The sequence below is a fragment of the Caulobacter hibisci genome, assembly GCF_016135805.1.
GTDB lineage: Bacteria > Pseudomonadota > Alphaproteobacteria > Caulobacterales > Caulobacteraceae > Caulobacter > Caulobacter hibisci.
The window spans coordinates 67,263-86,072 of sequence record NZ_JADWOX010000003.1; the positions used below are offsets into that span (position 1 = coordinate 67,263).

The 18,810-nt window shown below is 68.5% G+C and carries 9 protein-coding genes; 4 read left to right on the forward strand and 5 right to left on the reverse strand.

The features are described 5' to 3' along the window. Positions 1-6 precede the first annotated feature (6 nt). On the reverse strand, positions 7-5,307 hold the full coding sequence (locus I4Q42_RS06400) for a glycoside hydrolase family 99-like domain-containing protein (RefSeq protein WP_198575235.1): 5,301 nt from the start codon (positions 5,305-5,307) through the stop codon (positions 7-9). Positions 5,308-5,666: 359 nt separating this feature from the next. Here I4Q42_RS06400 and I4Q42_RS06405 point away from each other — a divergent pair, with 359 nt between their 5' ends. Next, a complete protein-coding gene (locus I4Q42_RS06405; protein WP_198575236.1) occupies positions 5,667-6,305 on the forward strand; it encodes a hypothetical protein in 639 nt (212 codons plus the stop codon). Positions 6,306-6,345: 40 nt separating this feature from the next. Here the strand turns inward: I4Q42_RS06405 and I4Q42_RS06410 are convergent, their stop codons facing one another. Then, positions 6,346-7,533 (reverse strand): carbohydrate-binding protein, encoded by a 1,188-nt coding sequence (locus I4Q42_RS06410; protein WP_198575237.1) that lies wholly within the window; start codon positions 7,531-7,533, stop codon positions 6,346-6,348. A 325-nt stretch (positions 7,534-7,858) separates the two neighbouring features. On the opposite strand from I4Q42_RS06410, the gene I4Q42_RS06415 reads away from it, so the two are divergent. Next, positions 7,859-10,003 carry a hypothetical protein gene (locus I4Q42_RS06415; RefSeq protein WP_198575238.1) on the forward strand — a complete coding sequence of 715 codons (2,145 nt, stop codon included), beginning with the start codon at positions 7,859-7,861 and terminating at the stop codon, positions 10,001-10,003. Positions 10,004-10,031: 28 nt separating this feature from the next. On the opposite strand, the gene I4Q42_RS06420 is transcribed toward I4Q42_RS06415, so the two are convergent. Both I4Q42_RS06420 and tkt read right to left on the reverse strand, forming a co-directional pair. Continuing rightward, on the reverse strand, positions 10,032-11,618 hold the full coding sequence (locus I4Q42_RS06420; RefSeq protein ID WP_198575239.1) for a hypothetical protein: 1,587 nt from the start codon (positions 11,616-11,618) through the stop codon (positions 10,032-10,034). Between the two features lie 187 nt (positions 11,619-11,805). Next, entirely contained in the window at positions 11,806-13,764 is a 1,959-nt protein-coding gene (gene tkt, locus I4Q42_RS06425; protein WP_198575240.1) for a transketolase, read from the reverse strand. Between the two features lie 201 nt (positions 13,765-13,965). On the opposite strand from tkt, the gene I4Q42_RS06430 reads away from it, so the two are divergent. Together I4Q42_RS06430 and I4Q42_RS06435 are read left to right on the forward strand one after the other, a co-directional pair. After that, positions 13,966-16,002, forward strand: coding sequence for an NAD(+) synthase (locus I4Q42_RS06430; RefSeq protein ID WP_198575241.1), 2,037 nt, complete (start codon positions 13,966-13,968; stop codon positions 16,000-16,002). Positions 16,003-16,280: 278 nt separating this feature from the next. Further along, positions 16,281-17,600 (forward strand): mannose-1-phosphate guanylyltransferase/mannose-6-phosphate isomerase, encoded by a 1,320-nt coding sequence (locus I4Q42_RS06435; protein ID WP_198575242.1) that lies wholly within the window; start codon positions 16,281-16,283, stop codon positions 17,598-17,600. On the opposite strand, the gene I4Q42_RS06440 is transcribed toward I4Q42_RS06435, so the two are convergent. Then, positions 17,584-18,738 (reverse strand): AGE family epimerase/isomerase, encoded by a 1,155-nt coding sequence (locus tag I4Q42_RS06440; RefSeq protein WP_198575243.1) that lies wholly within the window; start codon positions 18,736-18,738, stop codon positions 17,584-17,586. The two genes, I4Q42_RS06435 and I4Q42_RS06440, sit on opposite strands and share 17 nt — an antisense overlap. Between the last annotated feature and the right edge of the window lie 72 nt (positions 18,739-18,810).

The window sequence follows — 18,810 nt, forward strand, 5'->3', positions numbered from 1 at the left end:
TCGCGATCACGACATCAGCTCCTTGAACTTGGCGTCGTCGACGATGCGGGCCTGCGGACCTTCGCCGAGCCCGAACTGGGTGTACAGCTCCTGAGCATAGCCGCGGGCGCGCTCGGCGACCTCGGCCGGAACCTCGTGGCCGCGCAGCACCATGTTCTGCATGGACACGATCTCGCGCAGCTGCGCCTCGCCGAACGAGCCCAGCGTCACGCTGCCGGCGTGACGGCGATGCAGGTTGAGCGAACGCGAGGTGAAGGCCACCTTGCCGCGCTCGAGCAGCTTCACGTAGACGAACCAATCGCCGGCCACCTTGAACTGCTTGATCTCGTCGAAGTGCTTGTCGAGCACGTCCAGCAGGACGTCGCGGCGGAAGACCACGCCGCTGACGTTGGGAATGACGTTCTTGATGGCCATGCCGGCGCGAATCTCGTCCAGGCCTTCGGCGACGTAGGACTGAGTCCAGCGGCCCTGATCCAGGTCGGCGACATAGCCCAGATAATCGTCGGCGAGAATGGAGCCGTCCTGCGCCATTTGCTTGGACTGGGCGTAGCTCATCACGACGCCCGGGTCGCGGAACGCCTCGATAGTGGCCTCCAGGAATTCCGGATCGGACAGGTCGTCGGCCTCGGCGATCCAGACGAGATCACCCTTGGCCTGCGCCACGCCCTTGCGCCACTGGGCGAACACCGAGCCGGAGTTCTGCTCGTTCACCGACAGACGCGCGGCGCTGCGCAGACCCGGCAGGATGCGCCGGATCTCGGCGACGCTGCCGTCGGTCGACTTGTCGTCCAGAACGATGATCTCGTAGGGCGCAGCCGTCTGGCGATCCACGCTTTCCAGGCGCTCGACCATGAAGCGCTCGTAGTTGTAGTTCGGCACGACCACCGACACGCGCCCGCGCCCCGGCTGCATCATGTGCAGCAAGTCCTGCACGTAGGGACCGAAAGCGTAGTCCGACAGCGCCAGCTCCTCGCCGCGCAGACCGATCGCGCGGCGCTGCTCGTCGTCGGCCAGCAGGCTCGTCACCTTGCCGGCGAAATCGGCGGCCGAGAAGGCCTCGGCCAGCAGGCCGCCGCCCGAGCGCAGGAGATCGACGAAGCCGCCGGCCCCCTCGAAGCCCACGGCCGGCGTACCGGCCTCCAGCGACTCCAGCAGCACCATCGGGAAGGGATCCTCCCGCGAGGTCAGGGCGAAGACGTCGGCGCCGGCGTAGAAATCGTCGGTGTCCGACTGGAAGCCGACGAACATCACCTGACGTTCCAGGCCCGCTTCGGCGACCAGGGCCCGCGCCTCGGCTTCCATCTTCGCCTCGAGCAGCCCCAGCCAGGCGAAAACCGCCTTCGGCCGCGCCGCGATCACGTCGATGGCCGCCTTGACGAACAGGTCGACGCCCTTGCGGCGATCACCATAGCCCACGCCAATGACCACCTCGGCGTCGGCCGCCAGGCCGAGCCGCTTGCGCAGGCGGAGGGCCGCCTCGGCCCGCTCCGCGGGCGTGCGGGACGCATTGCGCTTGAAGTTGCCCTGCGGCCGGATCACGGCCTTTTTGGCGGGCAGTTCAGCAAAGCTTTCGAAGCTGGCCTTGACCGTCTCCGACGGGAAGACCACGACCTCGGCCTCGGCGGCGATCGTCGCGACATGGCGCTCGAGCTTGTAGTCGCTGATGATGCCGGCCAGTTCGTGGATCAGCGCAACGGTGCGCATGCCCGCCCGCGAGGCCACGCCCAGGAACAGGCCCGCGACGCTGGTGCTGGTCAGCGCGGCGTGCACGCCGTCGGCCTTCAGGCGCGCACACAGGGCCTGGGCCTCCATGCCTTCCGGATTCAGGCCCGAGAAGTCGTGCAGCACGCCGTAGCGGGCGAACTCCGTCTTCAAAGGCCCGTCGCCCAGGGTGACGATATCGAGGTGGCAGCCCAGTTCGGTGGCCAGGGTCTTGATGATGTTCAGCGTCAGGAACTGCGCGCCGTGCAGGTAGCAGTCGTGCGTGACGACCATCAGGCGCTGGCCCAGCAGTTCGCCCTGCACGGTTTCCATGGCCTCGCGGGTGGCCTGCAGCCAGGCGTAGCCATAGCGCTCGTCCGGCTCCAGGTGGGCGCCTTCGGCCCACTCGTTCCAGGCGTTGACGAACACCAGGCGCTGGCTCGGCTCGCTGAAGCGCTCGACGGTGTCGCGGACCGCGTTGGTCAGCCAGTCCTTGTAGAGCGCCGGCGTCGAGCCGGCGAAGACCGCGCCCTTGCCCTTGCGGCGCGCTTCATTGTCCCAGCTGGGGAACACGCCGCGATACAGCGGATAGCTGGGCTCGGCGTAGGTCTGGCTGCGCTCGGGATAGACCGTGTAGTCGTACACCACTCCGGAGAAGTCCGGATTGATGCGCTCGATGTGGTCGGTGATGTTCGGCGGGGCGGTGTTGTTGGGCGGGAACTCGATCGCCGCGTCGAAGTCGTAGACGCCCGGATCGACGGCCTCGAACGACTGCACGTAGGCCAGGTGAATCTCGCCGACGCCGTTCTTACGGCACCAGTCGCGCCAGCGCCCCGCCGTCGCCACGGGATCGGGCAGCAGGTTGGGCCGATAAACGATCAGCATCGGCTTGCCGTTCACCCGAATGTATTTCGGATTGCGCAGGTACTGGGCCGCATGGGCGATGAACGCCAGGTCGTCCTCGGGCGAATGGTCCTGGGCGATCAGAAGTTCCTGGTCCAGCCCGTCCCAGCGACGGCTCCAGTTCTCGTTCGCCCAACAGATGACGAACGGCTTGGAGATATCTTCGTTCTCCGCGTACTGGATCAGCGGCGTTTCGAGCAACGTCTTGCCGGCGAACCAGTAGAAATAGAAGCAGAAGCCGGAAACGCCGTAGAGATCGGCCAGCTCGGCCTGGCGCTTCTGAACCTGGGGATCACGCAGATCGTAATAGCCCAGCTCGCCGGGAACGTGCGGCTGGTAGTGGCCGACGAACTGCGACTTGGCGGGCGCCACGTTGGTCCATTCCGTGAAGCCTTCGCCCCACCAGGCGTTGTTTTCGGGAATGGGATGGAACTGCGGAAGGTAGAAAGCCAGCAGGCGAACCGGCGGCGCCTCGAGCGGAGCGGCCTGGGTCAGCGCCACGACTTGCGGCGCGACGGGCTCAAGGGCCGTGATCGGGCGACCGCCGTTTTCCGTCGTCGTGTCGCCGAAGCGGTTGTGCTTGGCGGGCGCGGGAGCCGGCGCGGCCGCGGGCTCCTCGGGGGCCGGCAGGACTGGCGCGGCCTCGCCCTTGACCAGACGCTTGATCGCGCGAACCGGGGCGCTGATGCGCCACGAGGTGCTGGAAAGCAGCGCCTGAACCTGGTTGTCCCGATGCAGCAGCTGGGTGCGCAGGCGCGCGATCTCCATGACCAGCTCGCCGTCGGAGGCGTTCGGCAGACCCATGGCGCGCCGGACGCGCTCGTCGACGCCGCGCAGACGGTCGAACTCGGCCCGCATGTCGTTCTGCGCCATCACGGCGCTGGTCAGCGCATCGAGGCGGCCCAGCAGGGCGTCCTGCGAAGCTCGAAGCGCCTGGGCCTCCGCGGCCGCCTCCGCGGCCTTGCGCGAGACGCTCTCGAGCCGGCGGGCTAGGTCCGAGGCGCGATATTCGGCGTCGCGCTGCAGGTCGACACCGATGGCGGCGATGTTGAGGCTGACCTCGTCGCGGACCTCGGCGATGCCGCCCTGAACGTCCTTGTGCGCGCGATCCACCGCGTCCCGCAGCGAGGCGATCTGTTCGTTCGGCGCGACGGCCTGTTCGGCCACCTGCTCGACGACCCTGTCGATCCCGCCCTCGATCCGCTGGGCGAGGCTGGTCTCGATCGCCTCGCCGAAGCGGCGCAGGGCCCGCTCCTGGCTGGCGCTCATGTAGGAGACCGCATCGATCGAACGGGTCGTGGCCGCGTCGAGCGCTTCCTGGTTCTCGCGGCGGAGCTTTTCCAGGTCCACAGGCGGCGCCGGCGGCGGCGCGGCCGCCTGCTCGGCGATGCTGGAGGCGATGCCGGAAACGACCTTGGCGAGATCCGCCTGCCCTTCGGCGATCTCGGCGACCTGGCCTTCGATCGAGTCGCTGCCCGAGCCGGCCCGCGTGACCGCGAAGGTGACGACGACGGCCGAAGGCTTGTCTCCCCCCGTCTCAAGCGGGATCGGCAGTTGCGGATCCTCGCCGCAGGCCACCTCGATCTCGCCGCGCGCGTTGACCGACGCCTCCATGCGCAGGCCGCCGTTGATGAAGTCAGGTGAGCCGTCCCACTGGAACAGCAGCTCGCCGTTCAGGCGGCGCGCCTCCAGGCGGTGCAGGATGAAGCGCCGGGCGTCCTCGGAGATATCGAGGCGGACCTCCTCGATGCCGCGCTCGTAGAGCGGCGTGCGCAGCTCGCACACCGACTCGACCAGCCCCAGCAGCACCGGCTTATGGTCGGCGGTCTCCTCGCGATAAACATCGACGTCGGAGCGGCTGTAGAGACAGGCGCTGAGGAACCGCGGATCGGGCTTGATGGCCTGGAAGGCCCAGGTCGCCCATTCCTGCGCGCGCTCGTTGGACGTCTGCACGTGGCGGAGGAAGTCGGCCTCGTCGAGCATGCTCCACTGGATGGGCGGCAACTCGCTGTCCGAAGCGACGGCGACGACGTAGGGCGCCAGCTTGAGGGCGGGCGCCGAGACGATCGCGTCGCCCCGCTCGCGGTGGAAAATCTGCGCCGCCGCCGGCGCGGCGTTGTGCGGCACGATGACGGAACCGGCCGTGGCCTTCTGGTCGGCGAATACGGCCTTGGCGAAGCGGGCCTGGATGAAGTCGACGAACTCTTCCCGGGTCAGCTCGAGGAGGTGGTAGTGGTTCTCCTCGTCGTGCATGTAGACGGTCTTGTTGGGCGTCGACATCACCAGCACGCCGCCCGGCTTCAGCACGCGGCGGGCTTCGTCCAGGAACTCCTTGTGCTCGACGACGTGTTCGAGCGTCTCGAAGCTGACCACCACGTCAAAGGTGGCGTTCTCCGCGGGGATCTTGGCGACGCTGCCGACCCTGTAGGACAGGTTGTCGCTCGCATAGGTCTTCGAGGCGTGGGCCACGGCCTGCGGATCGATATCGACGCCGATCACCAGAGCGGCGACCTGCGACAACATGTAGGTGCCGTAGCCCTCGCCCGAAGCGATGTCGAGAACCGTCATCCCCTCGCAGAATTGCGAAGCAAACAGGTAGCGGTGCAGATGTTCGAACTCGATCTCGCCGCCCAGACCAGGAATAAAGCGCTCTCCCGTCCAGTCCAGGTCACGCGAGCCACGAGGAAGAGTAAAATCGACCATCTATAAAAGTCCCCGTTACCTTCCGCGGCGAAAACTATGCTTTCGCAAAGCGGAGCGTAAACACCACTTTGGAATGGCCTTCGCATGCGTAGCGCGAAGCAGCCTAGCCCCCTGGGTCACCGCAATATCCTCGACGCTAGCGATCATCAATCCCGCGCACACAATTTGCGGTCACTCCGGGAAAGTAGCAGCTTTCTTGCGCCCCGATACGACGCGGGGGCGCGCGTTCGAGCCCGCCCCCGAGCGATATGATCGAAAGCGAGCCGCTTCGCGGACGCGCTGCCGACGCGGGAAGAATGCGCTCGCACCGACCGTGGGACGCTCCTAAAGAGAGCGCGAAGCAAACAGCAGTGCGATAGATGAGCCGTCCCCTCGTATCCGTTCACTTTCCCAAGGCCGCCGGCAGTTCGCTGGCCAAGCAGCTGCGTGACTTCTACCAGGACGCGCTGTCCCTCGACTACGATCACGACCCCCTGGGCCCAAACGCGGCGGAGCAGGCCGACACCCTCTATCCGGGCGCCCGGGCCGTCCACGGCCACTTCGCCGCGCGCCGCTACGAGGCGCTGCCGGACGCCATGTTCATCACCGTCCTGCGCGAGCCCCTGGACAACCTGATGTCCATCTACTTCTTCTGGAAGGGCTATCCGGCGCACGGCAACCCCATCCACGACCGCTTCGTCGCCGAGGCCCCGTCCTTCGAAGACTTCTCGCGCTATCCCGAAATGTCGCGGCTGATGTCGGAGCGCTATTTCGGCGGCTTCGACATGGACCGCTTCGACATGGTCGGCTTCCACGAGACCCGCGACCAGGACATTCCGCGCCTGGGCGCTCTGCTCGGCGCGCCCCTCAAGGCCGAGATCTACGAGAACCGCACCAGCGGCGAACACGAGCAGGCCCGCCAGGAGATCCTCGCCGATCTCGCCCAATGCGCGCGGGTTCGCGGCAATCTGCGCCACGACATCGCCTTCTACGAGGCCCAGCGCGCCAAGCGCGCGTGAGGCTGACGGGGAGCGCTGTCGACGCTCCCCGTCCGATCCGTCAGGCCGCGCGCACGAAGACGCGGCTACGGGTCAGATGGGCCTGGTAGAACTCCTCGGGCACCACGAACAGGGTGCCGCGGCGCGCCCCACTCTCGTTTTCCACGCCCAGGGCGGGAAACAGGTAGGCCAGCTTGCGCTTGGTGGTCAGGCGCGGCAGCACCCAATCCAGGGTCAGCTGGTTGCCGTTGGAATAGACGTCATAGCCATAGCCCGCGTCGAAGGGCGACTTGAAGTCATCGACGATGACGACAAAGTCCTCCTGGCTCTCGGCGATGATATCGATCTCCTCGGGCAAGGGCAGGTCGTCCTGCCAGTGCGCGTCGAGATAGAACATCGGCCGATGATAGGCTGCGGCGTAGTTCTGGAAATAGCGCCGCAGGAAGGCCCGCGAGTCCTCCAGAAACAGGTTGACGCCGCTGGAGCCGATCAGGCGCGAAGCGGCGAAATAGAAGTTCTCGTCGATCACCTCGCACGAGAACACCGGCAGGTCGAAGCCCGCGAAATACTCGGTGGTGGTGCCGCGGAACGCTCCGGTCTCGATCAGCGCGTCGAAGCCGAGCATGTCGTGCAGGTACAGGAAGGCCGACTGCCGCACCGATTGGCCGTTTAGAGGGCCGCTGAAGCCGATCCGCAGCTGTGGATTGCGCTGGTCCTTTCGGGTCGCCTCGGCCAGGCCGTGCGCCATCGCCTGAATCTCTGCCGGCGAGAAACCGGCGTTGAGAGCGCTTCGGACAATCGGCGCCAGCGCCTGGGCCACGCCGAAAATCTTGCCGGGGACATCACGGCCGGCGCGGGGCGTCAGGCTGCTCTGCGCCGCCTCGTCGATCGAGGCCATGGGCTGGGGCTTGTCGCCGGCGGCGCACAGGAACACCGACCGGACGTGCGGGATGGCCCCGGGGGCCTGTAGGGCGATGGTGCTCTGGCGCCCGCTCAGCAGGACGCGCCCCTGATACCTCGGCGTCTGGTGCTGACTCCACCAGCCGCCGGTGGATTCGATGGCGGCGTTGGCGATCACCGCGGCCCCGTCGACCAGCACCGTCAGCGGGCGTGCTTCGAGGGCGGCGTATTCCAGCCACAGGTCGTACTCGCCGGGCGGCGCTTCGACCACCCACTCCATGCGCGTGCCGCTGTTGTCGCCGGAGTCGCAATAATACATCGCGCCTTCGCCGTAGGCGCCGGTGGTCACGCGGTTCGTATTACTGAGGTTACTGTGGTTCAGAGAAAAATCGGGCTCGAGAACATCACGGTCATTAAGCTTTACGACGGCCATCCAATCCCCTCTGAAGCCTGCAAAAGCGCTCCTAGAAAGCGCGCTGGAGAAACGCCTAGCGACGCCGGTAAGCCTCACTAGACGGTCACCTCTGAGACAATGCAAGGCCAGCGTGCGCGCAAACGCGACTTTCGCGCGATCTTCACAAATCGGTGGTGATCACGGCAGAAGGGATCGCGGGCGGGCGTCGGATCGCCCCGCATCGCCAACCGCCGCCCTTCGAGAGTCGAGTTCCCGGTCCATGCATACCGTCTTCACGATCGTCTCCCGCAACTACGCCGCCATGGCCCGGGCCCTGATGGAAAGCGTCGCGGCCGCCGATCCGGCGGTGCGCCGTGTCGTGGTCGTCACCGATGCGCCCCCCGGAGGCGAGGCGGTGAAGGTCGAGGCGGACGCCGAGTTGATCGACGTCTGGTCCGTTCCCGGCGTCACGCCCGACATGGCGCTCTACTACGACGCCCTGGAATTCAACACGTCGGTCAAGCCGTTCGTCTTCAAGGCGCTGCTGAGCCGGCCCGGCGCGAAGAGCGTGGTCTATCTCGATCCGGACATCCTGCTGCTGGCGCCGCTCACCGAGGTGCGCGAAGCCCTGGCGCACACCTCCCTGGCCTTGACCCCGCACCTGACGCGACCGCTCGACGAGGGGTTCTCCCCCGATGACCAGGCGATACTCCAGTCCGGATCGTTCAATCTGGGCTTCCTAGGCGCCCGTCCCAGCGCCGACACGTTGGCGCTGATGGACTGGTGGGCCGCGCGCTGCCGCTTCGACTGCCGCGTCGATTTCGCCGCTGGCCTGTTCACCGATCAGCGCTGGATGGACCTCGCGCCCGGCATGGTCGATTCCTTCACGATCCTGCGGCAGCCGGACCTCAATCTCGCCTACTGGAACCTGCCCTCTCGCCAGCTCGCGCAGACGCCGGACGGCTGGACGGTCGACGGACGCCCGCTGACCTTCTTCCATTTCTCCGGGTTCGATCCCGCACGCCCCACGCGCCTGAGCCGCTATCAGGACCGCATCGACGCCGAGAGCCATCCGGCCCTGCGCGCGCTCTTGGAGCACTATGCGGCCATCCTGGTCCGGCACGGCCACCTCGACAGCCGGCGGATCGCCTACGGCCACGGCTTTTGGGCGAACGGCGCGGCGGCGACCACGCGGCAGAGGCGGACCGCGCTCGATGCGGCGCGGCGAGGCGAGCCGCTCGGCCTGCCCGCGCGACACGACGCCCGGTGGTTCGAGGGCCTCGACCCCCATACGCGGTCGGTTCAGGTGTCGCGCCTGGCGGGAACCTGGCTGCGCGAAAGCGGCGCGGGTTCGGATCCGGCGCGTATCCAGGCGCGGCTGGCCTCGGCGCCGGAGGACATTCGCGCCAGCCAGGATCGCCTGGCCCTGCGCGCGGTCTCGGGCCAAGCGCGGGCCGAGCCGCCCCAGGAGACGCTGATGCTGGCGGATCCCGCCGGCCTCGCCGGCTCCGCGCGTCTCGACGCCGTCCTGACCTCCTCGGCGTCCGACCCGTCGGGCGCTGGCGCAGCGCTACGCGCCTTCTGGCTAGGCCGACCGGATCTGCGCGCCCGCTTCGAAAGCCCCGACGCGCGCTTCATGGCCTGGTGCCTGGGCCCCGAGTCGGCCGGCCGCCGCTTCCCGCCGCGCCTGCTTCCCGCGCCCCTGGCCGAAACTCTGGATCCGACGCGCGAAGGCCTCGCCCGCGAGGCGGCGATCCTGGTCTATGGCCTGCCCGCCCAGGAGCGGCGCTTTGACGTCAAGGCGCTGTTCGACCTGTCATGGCGCGCCGGCTGGCCGGTCGGTCCGGCGCTCGCGGCGCAACGCCAGGCCTGGGGGCTGATCGACGAAGCGACCCGGCTGCCCGCCCTGCCGACCGCCCTGTGGAAGCAGCGCGACGACCTGCAGGCCGCCTTCCCCCTGCGGACGCTGCGCGGCCGCCTGCGCTTCATGCGCTGGTTCGCCCGGGTCGGCGTGATCGAGACGGCGCTCAGCCTCGACGCCATGCCGGCGACCATCAAGTATCACCCCGTCGTCCTGCTCGAACGCCTGCGCGGGCGCCTGCACACCCCACCCGCGCCGCAAGCGCCCGAGATCTGGGTGCGCGAAACCCTATCGTCCGCCTCGGCGGCGCCGGATCACGCGGTGATCTACGTGGCGGCGAGCGGCGTGTTCGTGCGCGACGACGTCGAGATCGCACCGCCGGGCCACGCCGCGCGGGTGATCGTGGAGACCGCGCCGGGGTTCGCCCTGGCCGATCTGATGGCCCTGCGCGCCCGCGCGATCGGCTTCGACCGCACGACCGCCCGTTGGTCGCAGGCCGAGCGCGACGGCCTCCTGGGCCAGAGCGTGGCCATCGCCTTCGACGCGGTGGAGATCGTCGACTGACCGCCGCCGAACCGCTCCCGGCGAGACCTCAGTCCGGCCAGTCCCGGGTTTCCTCGTCGAGCCAGGCGACCTGAGGTCCTACGAGCCCCGCGACCACGGCGGCGTCGCCCAGCATCGCCACGAGGGCGCAGGCGGCCGCGACGTCGAGATGCGGCGCTGGAGACCCGCCCAGCAGGGTGTAGTCCTCCACATCCTGCCCCCGCACGATCAGGCCGGGAACGCCAAGGCGGATGCCTTCGATCAGCGCGCTGGAGCCATGGTCGACCGAGACGAACAGGGTGTTCGGAGCCGCCAGGGCCATCGCGTTCAGATCCAGGATCTCGGCGCCGTCGCCGGCTACGCCCCGGAACCACTCCGCCGAGCACCAGAAGCCCTTGGGCTTGAAGATCACCCTGGGCGGCGGCTCGATGGCCAGCAGTCCCTGCACGAGCGTCCGCAAGGTTTCCTCGTGCCGCCGTATCCGAAAGACCGGATAGGCCACATGGAACCGCGCCCCGCCGAACAGCACGATCGTCAGGCGATCGGGGGCCGGGGCAGGCGGGCCGCCTGGCCCGGGGGGCAACATGACGTCCGACCGGACATGGATCGCTGCTTCGGGGAACCTGGTCCGCCATTGCTCGCCGCCGGCCCGCAGCACCGTGCTGATGGCGCGGACGCCTTCGGGATTGCGCGCCTTGACGCCGACCGGGTTGGCGGAGTGGGGCCAGAGGTGGATGACGCCGCCCCGCGCCCGCGCCTCCGCGGCCAGCAGGCAGGAAACCGGCGTCAGAACATCAGAGACGTGAAGCTCGCGCACGTCGCGCGCGGCGAAGATCTCCCGGATCCTCGCCGCGATTGCGCGAAGCGAGACGCCCAGCATCTCGTCCAGGCATCGGCGCGAAAGATCGCGGCCCAGGTCCACGGTCCGCGCGCCGTCGACACCCTCCACTTGCGCGATGTTGATCGAGCAGGGCTCGGCCTCGATCTCGGCGCGACCGGAGTCGGCGGGCCAGAACCTGGGGTCGTAAAGCAGCAGGCCGGCCCGATTGCGCAGATCGTCGGGGATCTGGCGGACGGTTTCGGGGCCCAGCACGGCGTCCGACGGGCCGGGACCGTCGAGGGCCCACAGCGCTGGCGGCGCGCAAGTCAGCCGCAGCGCCCGCGCCGTATCGCCGATCAGTATGACGGACACGCCGCGCCGCCGCAGTTCCTGGGCGAATACGAGCGGCAGGGCCTGATTTTCACGCCAGTAGTCGAACAGCGCAACGTCGCCGGACGGCGCCGCGATCAGAACGACGTCGCCGCCCGCGAACCGGCGCGCCAGTCGTCGCAGCGGGACGATGGCGCACAGCTGCGTCCAGACGGGAAAATAGAGGGCGTCGGCGATCGTCTCGTGCGCCAAGCCCCACTCGGCCTCGAACGCGCGGCCCAGGCGGTGGGAGGCGCGCCGCGCCAACCGCTGCATGCGGTCGTGGTTGTTTCGACGGTGGAAGTAGGGATCGCTTTCCGAAAGGTCGGCGAGCAGATCGGCGAGGCCGGAGGCCGTCAGCGGCTCTTCATCCTCCGGTCTCGGCCGGCGGAACGCTATGTCCGTCGGCAAAGGCGGGACCGGGCTCCCGGCGGGCGCGGCGTCCATCGCGCCGACGCTCGCCGAGTTCCTCTTCCTCAGGAAGCCCAACCACGCTTTCCATCGCATCGGAACTTCAACCCTATAGCCTTTTCAACGGTTCGCGGCGGCGCCCGCCCCGCGCTACGCGCGTGTAGCGAGGGGCGGGCGTGCGATCAGGCGGGATACGCGCAACAGACGCGTGATCCCCTGGCGATCAGCCCGCGGCCTGGGCCACGGCTTCGGCGGTGATGCCGAACTCCTTGTAGAGGCGCTCGAACGGAGCCGAGGCGCCGAAGCCCGTCATGCCGACGAACTTGCCGTCCTCGCCGATGAAGCGCTCCCAGCCCTGGCGGATGCCGGCCTCGACGGCCACGCGCACCGGAGCCGAACCGATGGTCGCCTTGCGGTACGCGGCCGGCTGCTGGTCGAACAGCTCCCAGCACGGAACCGAGACCACGCGGGTCGGCTTGCCTTGCGACTGCAGGATCTCGCGGGCGGCGACGGCCAGGCCGACCTCGGTGCCGGTGGCGAAGATCGTCACAGCGGCCTCGCCGTCGGCGGCGATCAGCTCATAGGCGCCCTTGGCGACCTGGTTCTCGCCGGCGCTGGTGCGCACGTGCGGGGTCTTCTGGCGCGACAGGCACATCACCGACGGGGTGGTGTTCTGCTGCAGGGCCACCTGCCAGGCCTCGGCGGCTTCCACCGCGTCGGCCGGGCGGAAGACCAGGAGGTTGGGGATGGCGCGCAGGGAGGCCACGTGCTCGACCGGCTGGTGGGTCGGGCCGTCCTCGCCCAGGCCGATGGAGTCGTGGGTCATGACGTGCACGACCTTGGCGCCCATCAGCGCGCCCAGGCGGATCGCCGCGCGGCTGTAGTCGGCGAAGGCCAGGAAGGTGCCCGAATAGGGGATCACGCCGCCGTGCAGGGCCATGCCGTTCATGGCCGCGGCCATGCCGAACTCGCGCACGCCGTAGTGGACGTAGCGGCCGGCGTAGTCGGGCGCGTCATAGGCGCCCATGCCCTTGACCAGGGTGTTGTTCGAGCCCGTCAGGTCGGCCGAGCCGCCGATCATTTCCGGGATCGACGGGATCAGGTTGTCCAGGGCCGAGCCCGAGTGGACGCGGGTGGCGTTGACCGGCTTGTTCTCGACGGCCGAGGCGATGTGGGCCTCAAGCTTCTCGAAGGCGCCGGCGGGCAGCTGGCCCTTCATGGCGCGGGTCAGTTCGGCGCCCTTGTCCGACGCGGCGACGGCGGCTTCCCAGGCCTTGCGGACGCGGGCGCCGCGGCGGCCGACGCTCTTCCAGGCCTTGGCGATGTCGTCCGGCACGGTGAACGGCGCGGCGTCCCAGCCCATGGCGGCGCGCGAGGCGACGATCTCGCTGTCGAACAGGGTGTAGCCGTGGCTGTGGGGGTCGCCTTCCTTCGGGCCGGCGCCCTTCGAGATCAGCGTCTTGCACGCGATCATGGTCGGGCGGTCCTGCTTGGTCGCCCAGCGCAGGGCGGCGGCGATCTTGCCGTGGTCGTGGCCATCGACGACCTTCACGGCCCAGCCGGCGGCCTTGAAGCGGGCGACCTGATCGCCGGTCTCGGCGATGGTGGCCACACCGTCAATGGTGGTGTTGTTGTCGTCGAACAGCACGGTCAGCTTCGACAGCTTCAGGCGACCGGCCAGGCTGATGGCCTCATGGCTGACGCCTTCCATCAGGCAGCCGTCGCCGGCGATCACCCAGGTGCGGTGATCGACGAGGTCGGCGCCGAAGCGCGAGGCCAAGTGGGCTTCGGCCATCGCCATGCCGACCGAGGTGGCCAGGCCCTGGCCGAGCGGGCCGGTGGTGGTCTCCACGCCCGGGGTGTGGTGCACCTCGGGGTGGCCCGGGGTCAGCGAGCCCCACTGACGGAAGTTCTCGATCTCCTTCATCGTCACGGCCTTGTAGCCGGTCAGGTGAAGCAGGCTGTAGAGCAGCATCGAGCCGTGGCCGGCCGACAGCACGAAGCGGTCGCGGTCGGCCCAGTCGGGCTTGCTGGCGTCGAACTTCAGGAACTTGCTGAACAGCACCGTGGCGACGTCGGCCATGCCCATCGGCATGCCTTGGTGACCCGACTTGGCCTTGTGCACGGCTTCCATGGAAAGGACGCGGATGGCGTCGGCCATCTTGATCGGCGAGACGGGCATGGGGCTCTGGCTCTTCGGCTTTATATGTCTGTGGACGGCGGGGGCGCCTGCGCGGCCCGCACGTGACATGTGGGGACCTCAGGGTCAAGCAACCGGGGCGTAACGCTTCACGGTGCGGCCGCTATGCAACGGCCGACGGACCGGTTATAGCAAGGCAAAGACTTATGCTCATTTTTAGCATAACCCGGAAAGGTCGGTCTCTTGGGTAGCCCGTCGTTTTTCTCGCCCTATCGCCACGGTTTCGTCCGCGTGGCCGCCGCCGTTCCGAAGGTCAAGCTGGCCGATCCGGCCGTGAATGCGCAGAGCGTGCTCGACCTCGTTCGCCAGGCCCACGACCAGGGCGTGGCCACGCTGGTGTTCCCCGAGCTGGGCCTGACCGGCTATTCGATCGACGACCTGCTGCAGCAGGATGTGCTGCTGGACGCCGCAGAGGCGGCGATCGCGACCCTGGCCGAGGAGAGCGAGAAACTCTCGCCGCTGTTCGTGGTCGGGGCGCCGCTGCGCGATGCGGGCCGACTCTACAACACCGCCGTGGCGATCCAGGGCGGGCGCGTGCTGGGGGTCGTGCCCAAGAGCTTCCTGCCCAACTACCGCGAATTCTACGAGCGCCGCTGGTTCACGCCCGGGACCGGCGTGACGGGCAAGACCCTGCGTCTCGCCGGCCAGGACGCGCCGTTCGGGACCGACATTCTGTTCAGGGCTGGCGGCGAAGCGCCTTTCACGATCGGCGTCGAGATCTGCGAAGACGTCTGGACGCCTACCCCGCCCAGCACCGCCCAGGCCCTGGCCGGGGCCGAGATCCTGCTGAACCTGTCGGCCAGCAACATCACCATCGGCAAGTCCGAGACCCGCCGCCTGCTGTGCGCCAGCCAGTCGGCCCGGGCGATCGCGGCCTATGTCTATTCCGCCGCCGGGGCGGGCGAGAGCTCGACCGACGTCGCCTGGGACGGCCACCTCGACATCCACGAGATGGGGGCCCTGCTGGCCGAGACCGAGCGGTTTTCGACCGGCCCGACCTGGACCTTCGCCGACGTGGACGTCGCGCGTATCCGCCAGGAGCGCATGCGCGTGGGCAGCTTCGGCGACGCCATGATGCTGGCCCCGCCGGTGGTTCCGTTCCGCATCGTCCCGTTCGACTTCTCGCCCCCGCCCGGCGACCTGGCCCTGGCTCGGGCGGTCGAGCGCTTTCCGTTCACGCCGTCGGACCCGGCCAAACTGCGCGAGAACTGCTACGAGGCCCACAACATCCAGGTCCAGGGCCTGGCCCGGCGCCTCGAGGCCTCGGGCCTCAGGAAGCTGGTCATCGGCATCTCGGGCGGCCTCGACTCCACCCAGGCCCTCCTGGTGGCGGCCAAGGCCATGGATCAGCTCGGCCTGCCGCGCGCCAACATCCTGGCCTACACCCTGCCCGGCTTCGCCACCTCGGATCGCACCAAGGACAACGCCTGGAGCCTGATGCGCGCCATCGGAACCACCGCGGCCGAGCTCGACATCCGTCCCGCCGCGACCCAGATGCTCAAGGACCTGGGCCACCCGTTCGGGCGCGGCGAACCGGTCTACGACGTCACCTTCGAGAACGTGCAGGCGGGGCTGCGCACCGACTATCTGTTCCGCCTGGCCAACCACAACGGCGCGCTGGTCGTGGGCACGGGCGACCTTTCGGAGCTGGCCCTGGGCTGGTGCACCTACGGCGTCGGCGACCACATGAGCCACTACAACCCCAATTGCGGGGCGCCCAAGACGCTGATCCAGCACCTGATCCGCTTCGTGGCCCATTCGGGCGACGTCGACGCGGCCACCACCGCCCTCCTCGACGACATCCTGGCCACCGAGATCTCGCCCGAACTGGTGCCGGGTGAGCAGACCCAGGCCACCGAAAGCTTCGTGGGTCCCTACGCCCTGCAGGACTTCAACCTCTACTATTTCAGCCGCTACGGCATGCCCCCTTCCAAGATCGCCTTCCTGGCCTGGAGCGCCTGGCGCGACGCGGCCGAAGGGGCCTGGCCCGCCGGCCTGCCCGACAGCGGCCGGCGCGCCTACGACCTGGCCGAGATCCGCAAGTGGCTGGAACTGTTTCTCAAGCGCTTCTTCGCTAACCAGTTCAAGCGTTCGGCCGTGCCCAATGGGCCCAAGATCTCGTCGGGCGGGGCGCTGTCCCCGCGCGGCGACTGGCGCATGCCTTCGGACGCGTCCGCCGGGGTCTGGCTGGCCGAGCTCACCGCCAACACGCCGACCTGATCTTGACCCGCGAGATCAACTCGTCGCCATTGTTTATTGAAGTGGCGGTGCGCGGTTGACTGCAACCTCGAAATGCGCCCAAAGACGCTCATAGGATAGTTGGGGATAGTTGACCTATCGATCGACTTTCCGACGTCTGATGGGGGATCGAGTGAAAGTATGAGCGGCTTGGCCTGAGAAGCGCACCCTGAACTTTGTGTATCTAAAGCCTGTGAACCGAACCCGGACGATTGCTGCGGGCGGGGCGAACAGGCGCGTGACGCAGACGAGAGAACCAAGTGGCGAAGCTTTTTCCGGTTATTCTTTGCGGCGGCTCGGGCACCCGCCTCTGGCCCGCCTCGCGCCTCGACCGTCCCAAGCAGTTTCTGAAGCTTCTCGGACGCTATTCGAGCTTTCAGGAAACCCTGCTGCGGGTCGCCGACCTCGCCACCGAGCAGCAGATCATCATCGTCACCGGCGCATCGATGATCGAGTTCGTCCGCGAGCAGGCGCGTGAGATCGACGTCCCGATCGTCATACTGGTGGAACCCGAAGCCCGGGACTCGGCCCCGGCCGTCGCCGCCGCCGCCGCCTATATCGAAGCCGTCGATCCCGATGCGGTCGCGCTGATGCTCGCCGCCGACCACCATATTGGCGAGGTGGAGCTGTTCAGGGACGCCGCGCGCCTCGCCGCCCAGGCCGCCGCCAAGGGCTTCATCGTGACTTTCGGGGTTCGCCCCTCCGGCCCGGCGACTGGCTTCGGCTACATCCGGCCCGGCGCCGCCATCGACGCCGAAGGCGTGTTCAAGGTCGCCGCCTTCGTCGAGAAGCCGGACCTGGAGCTGGCCAAGACCTACGTGGCCGACGGTTATCTCTGGAACAGCGGCAATTTCGCCTTCAAGGCCTCGACCATGCTGTCGGAACTGGAAGCCTTCGAGCCCAGCATCGCCGACGCCGCGCGCGCGACGGTCGCCAAGGCGCAGGACGCCGGCGCCTATCTGCAGCTGGACGCGGAGAGCTTCGCCCAGGCCGCCAAGAAGTCGCTCGACTACGCCGTCATGGAACGCACCCAGCTAGCGGCCGTGGTGCCGGCGATCTTCAGCTGGTCCGACCTGGGCGCCTGGGACGCCATCTGGGGCGCCTCGCCGCAAGATGGTCACGGCAACGCCGCTCAGGGCGACGTGACCCTCATCAACTGCCGCGGCGTGCTGGCGCGCTCGACCGCGCCGTTCATCGGCGCCATCGGCGTGTCGGACCTGATGATCGTGGCCGAGCCCGACGCCGTGCTGGTTTGCCGACGCGACGACGCCCAGGCGGTCAAGACCCTGGTCGATCACCTGAAGGCCAACGGCCGCGATCTGGCCCAGCGCCACCCGGTTTCGGAAGCCGGCGGCGTGGAGCGGCGCACGCTGTCGCGGTCGGCGGAAAATAAAGTCGAGCTCTGGCGCTTCACGGCGGGCGCCAGCATCGAGGTCAGCCGCGGACAGATTCAGGTGCTGAGCGGCCGCCTGACGTCGGAAGGCGGCGAGCTAGGTCAGGGCGACTTCATCGCCCTGACGGCCTCGAAGACACTGTCGGCGCAGGAGCCCTCGACGCTTCTCGTCACCACCTTTTCGTAACGGCGCGATCCAGCTCCAGGATCGCGCAGACGATGTGGTAGAACGAGCTGGCGGGCGCGGGCTCGTCCACAAAGGTTCCGTCGGCCGCCAGCTTGTCCCGCCACAGGCCCGGCGGATCGACGTCGAGATACTTCAGAAGCGCTTCTGCGCCGTCGGCGGCCGTTTCGAAGTAGGCGTCGTCGCCCGTCACCTGCGCCGCGAGCGCGCCGGCCTTGATCCATTCGGTCTGCGCCCACAGCCTGGCGACGTCGTCGTGGACGCTCATGTCGTCCAGCAAGGAGAAGATCGCCACGCCCCGCGCGGGATCAACGCCCGGCCCCTTGCCGATCTCGATCATCCGAATGGCGGCCGCGCGCGCGTCCTCACGGCCGGCCAGCGCGCCCCAGCGCAGCAGCAGCCAAGCCCATTCGAACTGGTGGCCCGGCTCGATGATGCGGCCGGCCACACCCGCGGCCGGATTCCAGTCGCCGTCATAATATTCGCGCAGGCCCCCGCTCTTGGGATCGATGAACTTGGCCAGGGCCAGTTCGGCGATCTCGTCCGCCATGGCCCGCCAGCCCGCATCGCCGCCGGCCTCGACCCAGGCCAGGCTGGCCTCGAACATGTGCATGTGGGGGTTGGACAGCAGCGGCAGGGTGCGCGGAACGCTTTCCTCGAAGCCCGCGACCGGATGCTTCAGCGTCGCCCGCAGGGCCTCGCGCAGTTCGACGGCGATGCGCGGCAGGTCCTCGCGCTCGGGCAGGGCCTGGCTGGCCATGGCCAGGCCGAACAGGCCGAAAGCCTGGTCGTAGAGGTCGACCTTGTCGTCGAGCGGCGAACCGTCCGAGGCCACCAGGGTGCGGAAGAAGCCGTCCGGCCGGCGATAGCGCTGCAGGTAGAATTCCAGGCCGTGGGCCAGGGCCTCGCGCCAGGGGCCGTCCCAGCCGAGCACGCCGGCGGCGGCGAATGAATAGATCTGACGCGGCTGCACCCGGGCGCGGCGCGGCGCCTCGACCGGCGCGCCGTCCAGCGCGATCTTCTCGAAGAAGCCGCCGTTCTTCTGGTCGGCCCCGACCGTCCACCACAGGGGGAAGGCGTCGCTCAGCGCCCAGGCCTTGAGCTGGTCGCGAAGGCGGACAATGCGGGCCGGAGCGGTCATGCGGTTCTCCAATGGGATGGAGCGTTTCTAGCGGCCGCCCCGCCCGGCGCAACCCTCGGCTTGTGACAGGCC

Coding starts and splice junctions, on each gene's coding strand:
- I4Q42_RS06400 (WP_198575235.1), bottom strand. CDS start 5,307: ATGGTCGATTTTACTCTTCCTCGTGGCTCGCGTGACCTGGACTGGACG.
- I4Q42_RS06405 (WP_198575236.1), top strand. CDS start 5,667: ATGAGCCGTCCCCTCGTATCCGTTCACTTTCCCAAGGCCGCCGGCAGT.
- I4Q42_RS06415 (WP_198575238.1), top strand. CDS start 7,859: ATGCATACCGTCTTCACGATCGTCTCCCGCAACTACGCCGCCATGGCC.
- I4Q42_RS06420 (WP_198575239.1), bottom strand. CDS start 11,618: ATGGACGCCGCGCCCGCCGGGAGCCCGGTCCCGCCTTTGCCGACGGAC.
- tkt (WP_198575240.1), bottom strand. CDS start 13,764: ATGCCCGTCTCGCCGATCAAGATGGCCGACGCCATCCGCGTCCTTTCC.
- I4Q42_RS06440 (WP_198575243.1), bottom strand. CDS start 18,738: ATGACCGCTCCGGCCCGCATTGTCCGCCTTCGCGACCAGCTCAAGGCC.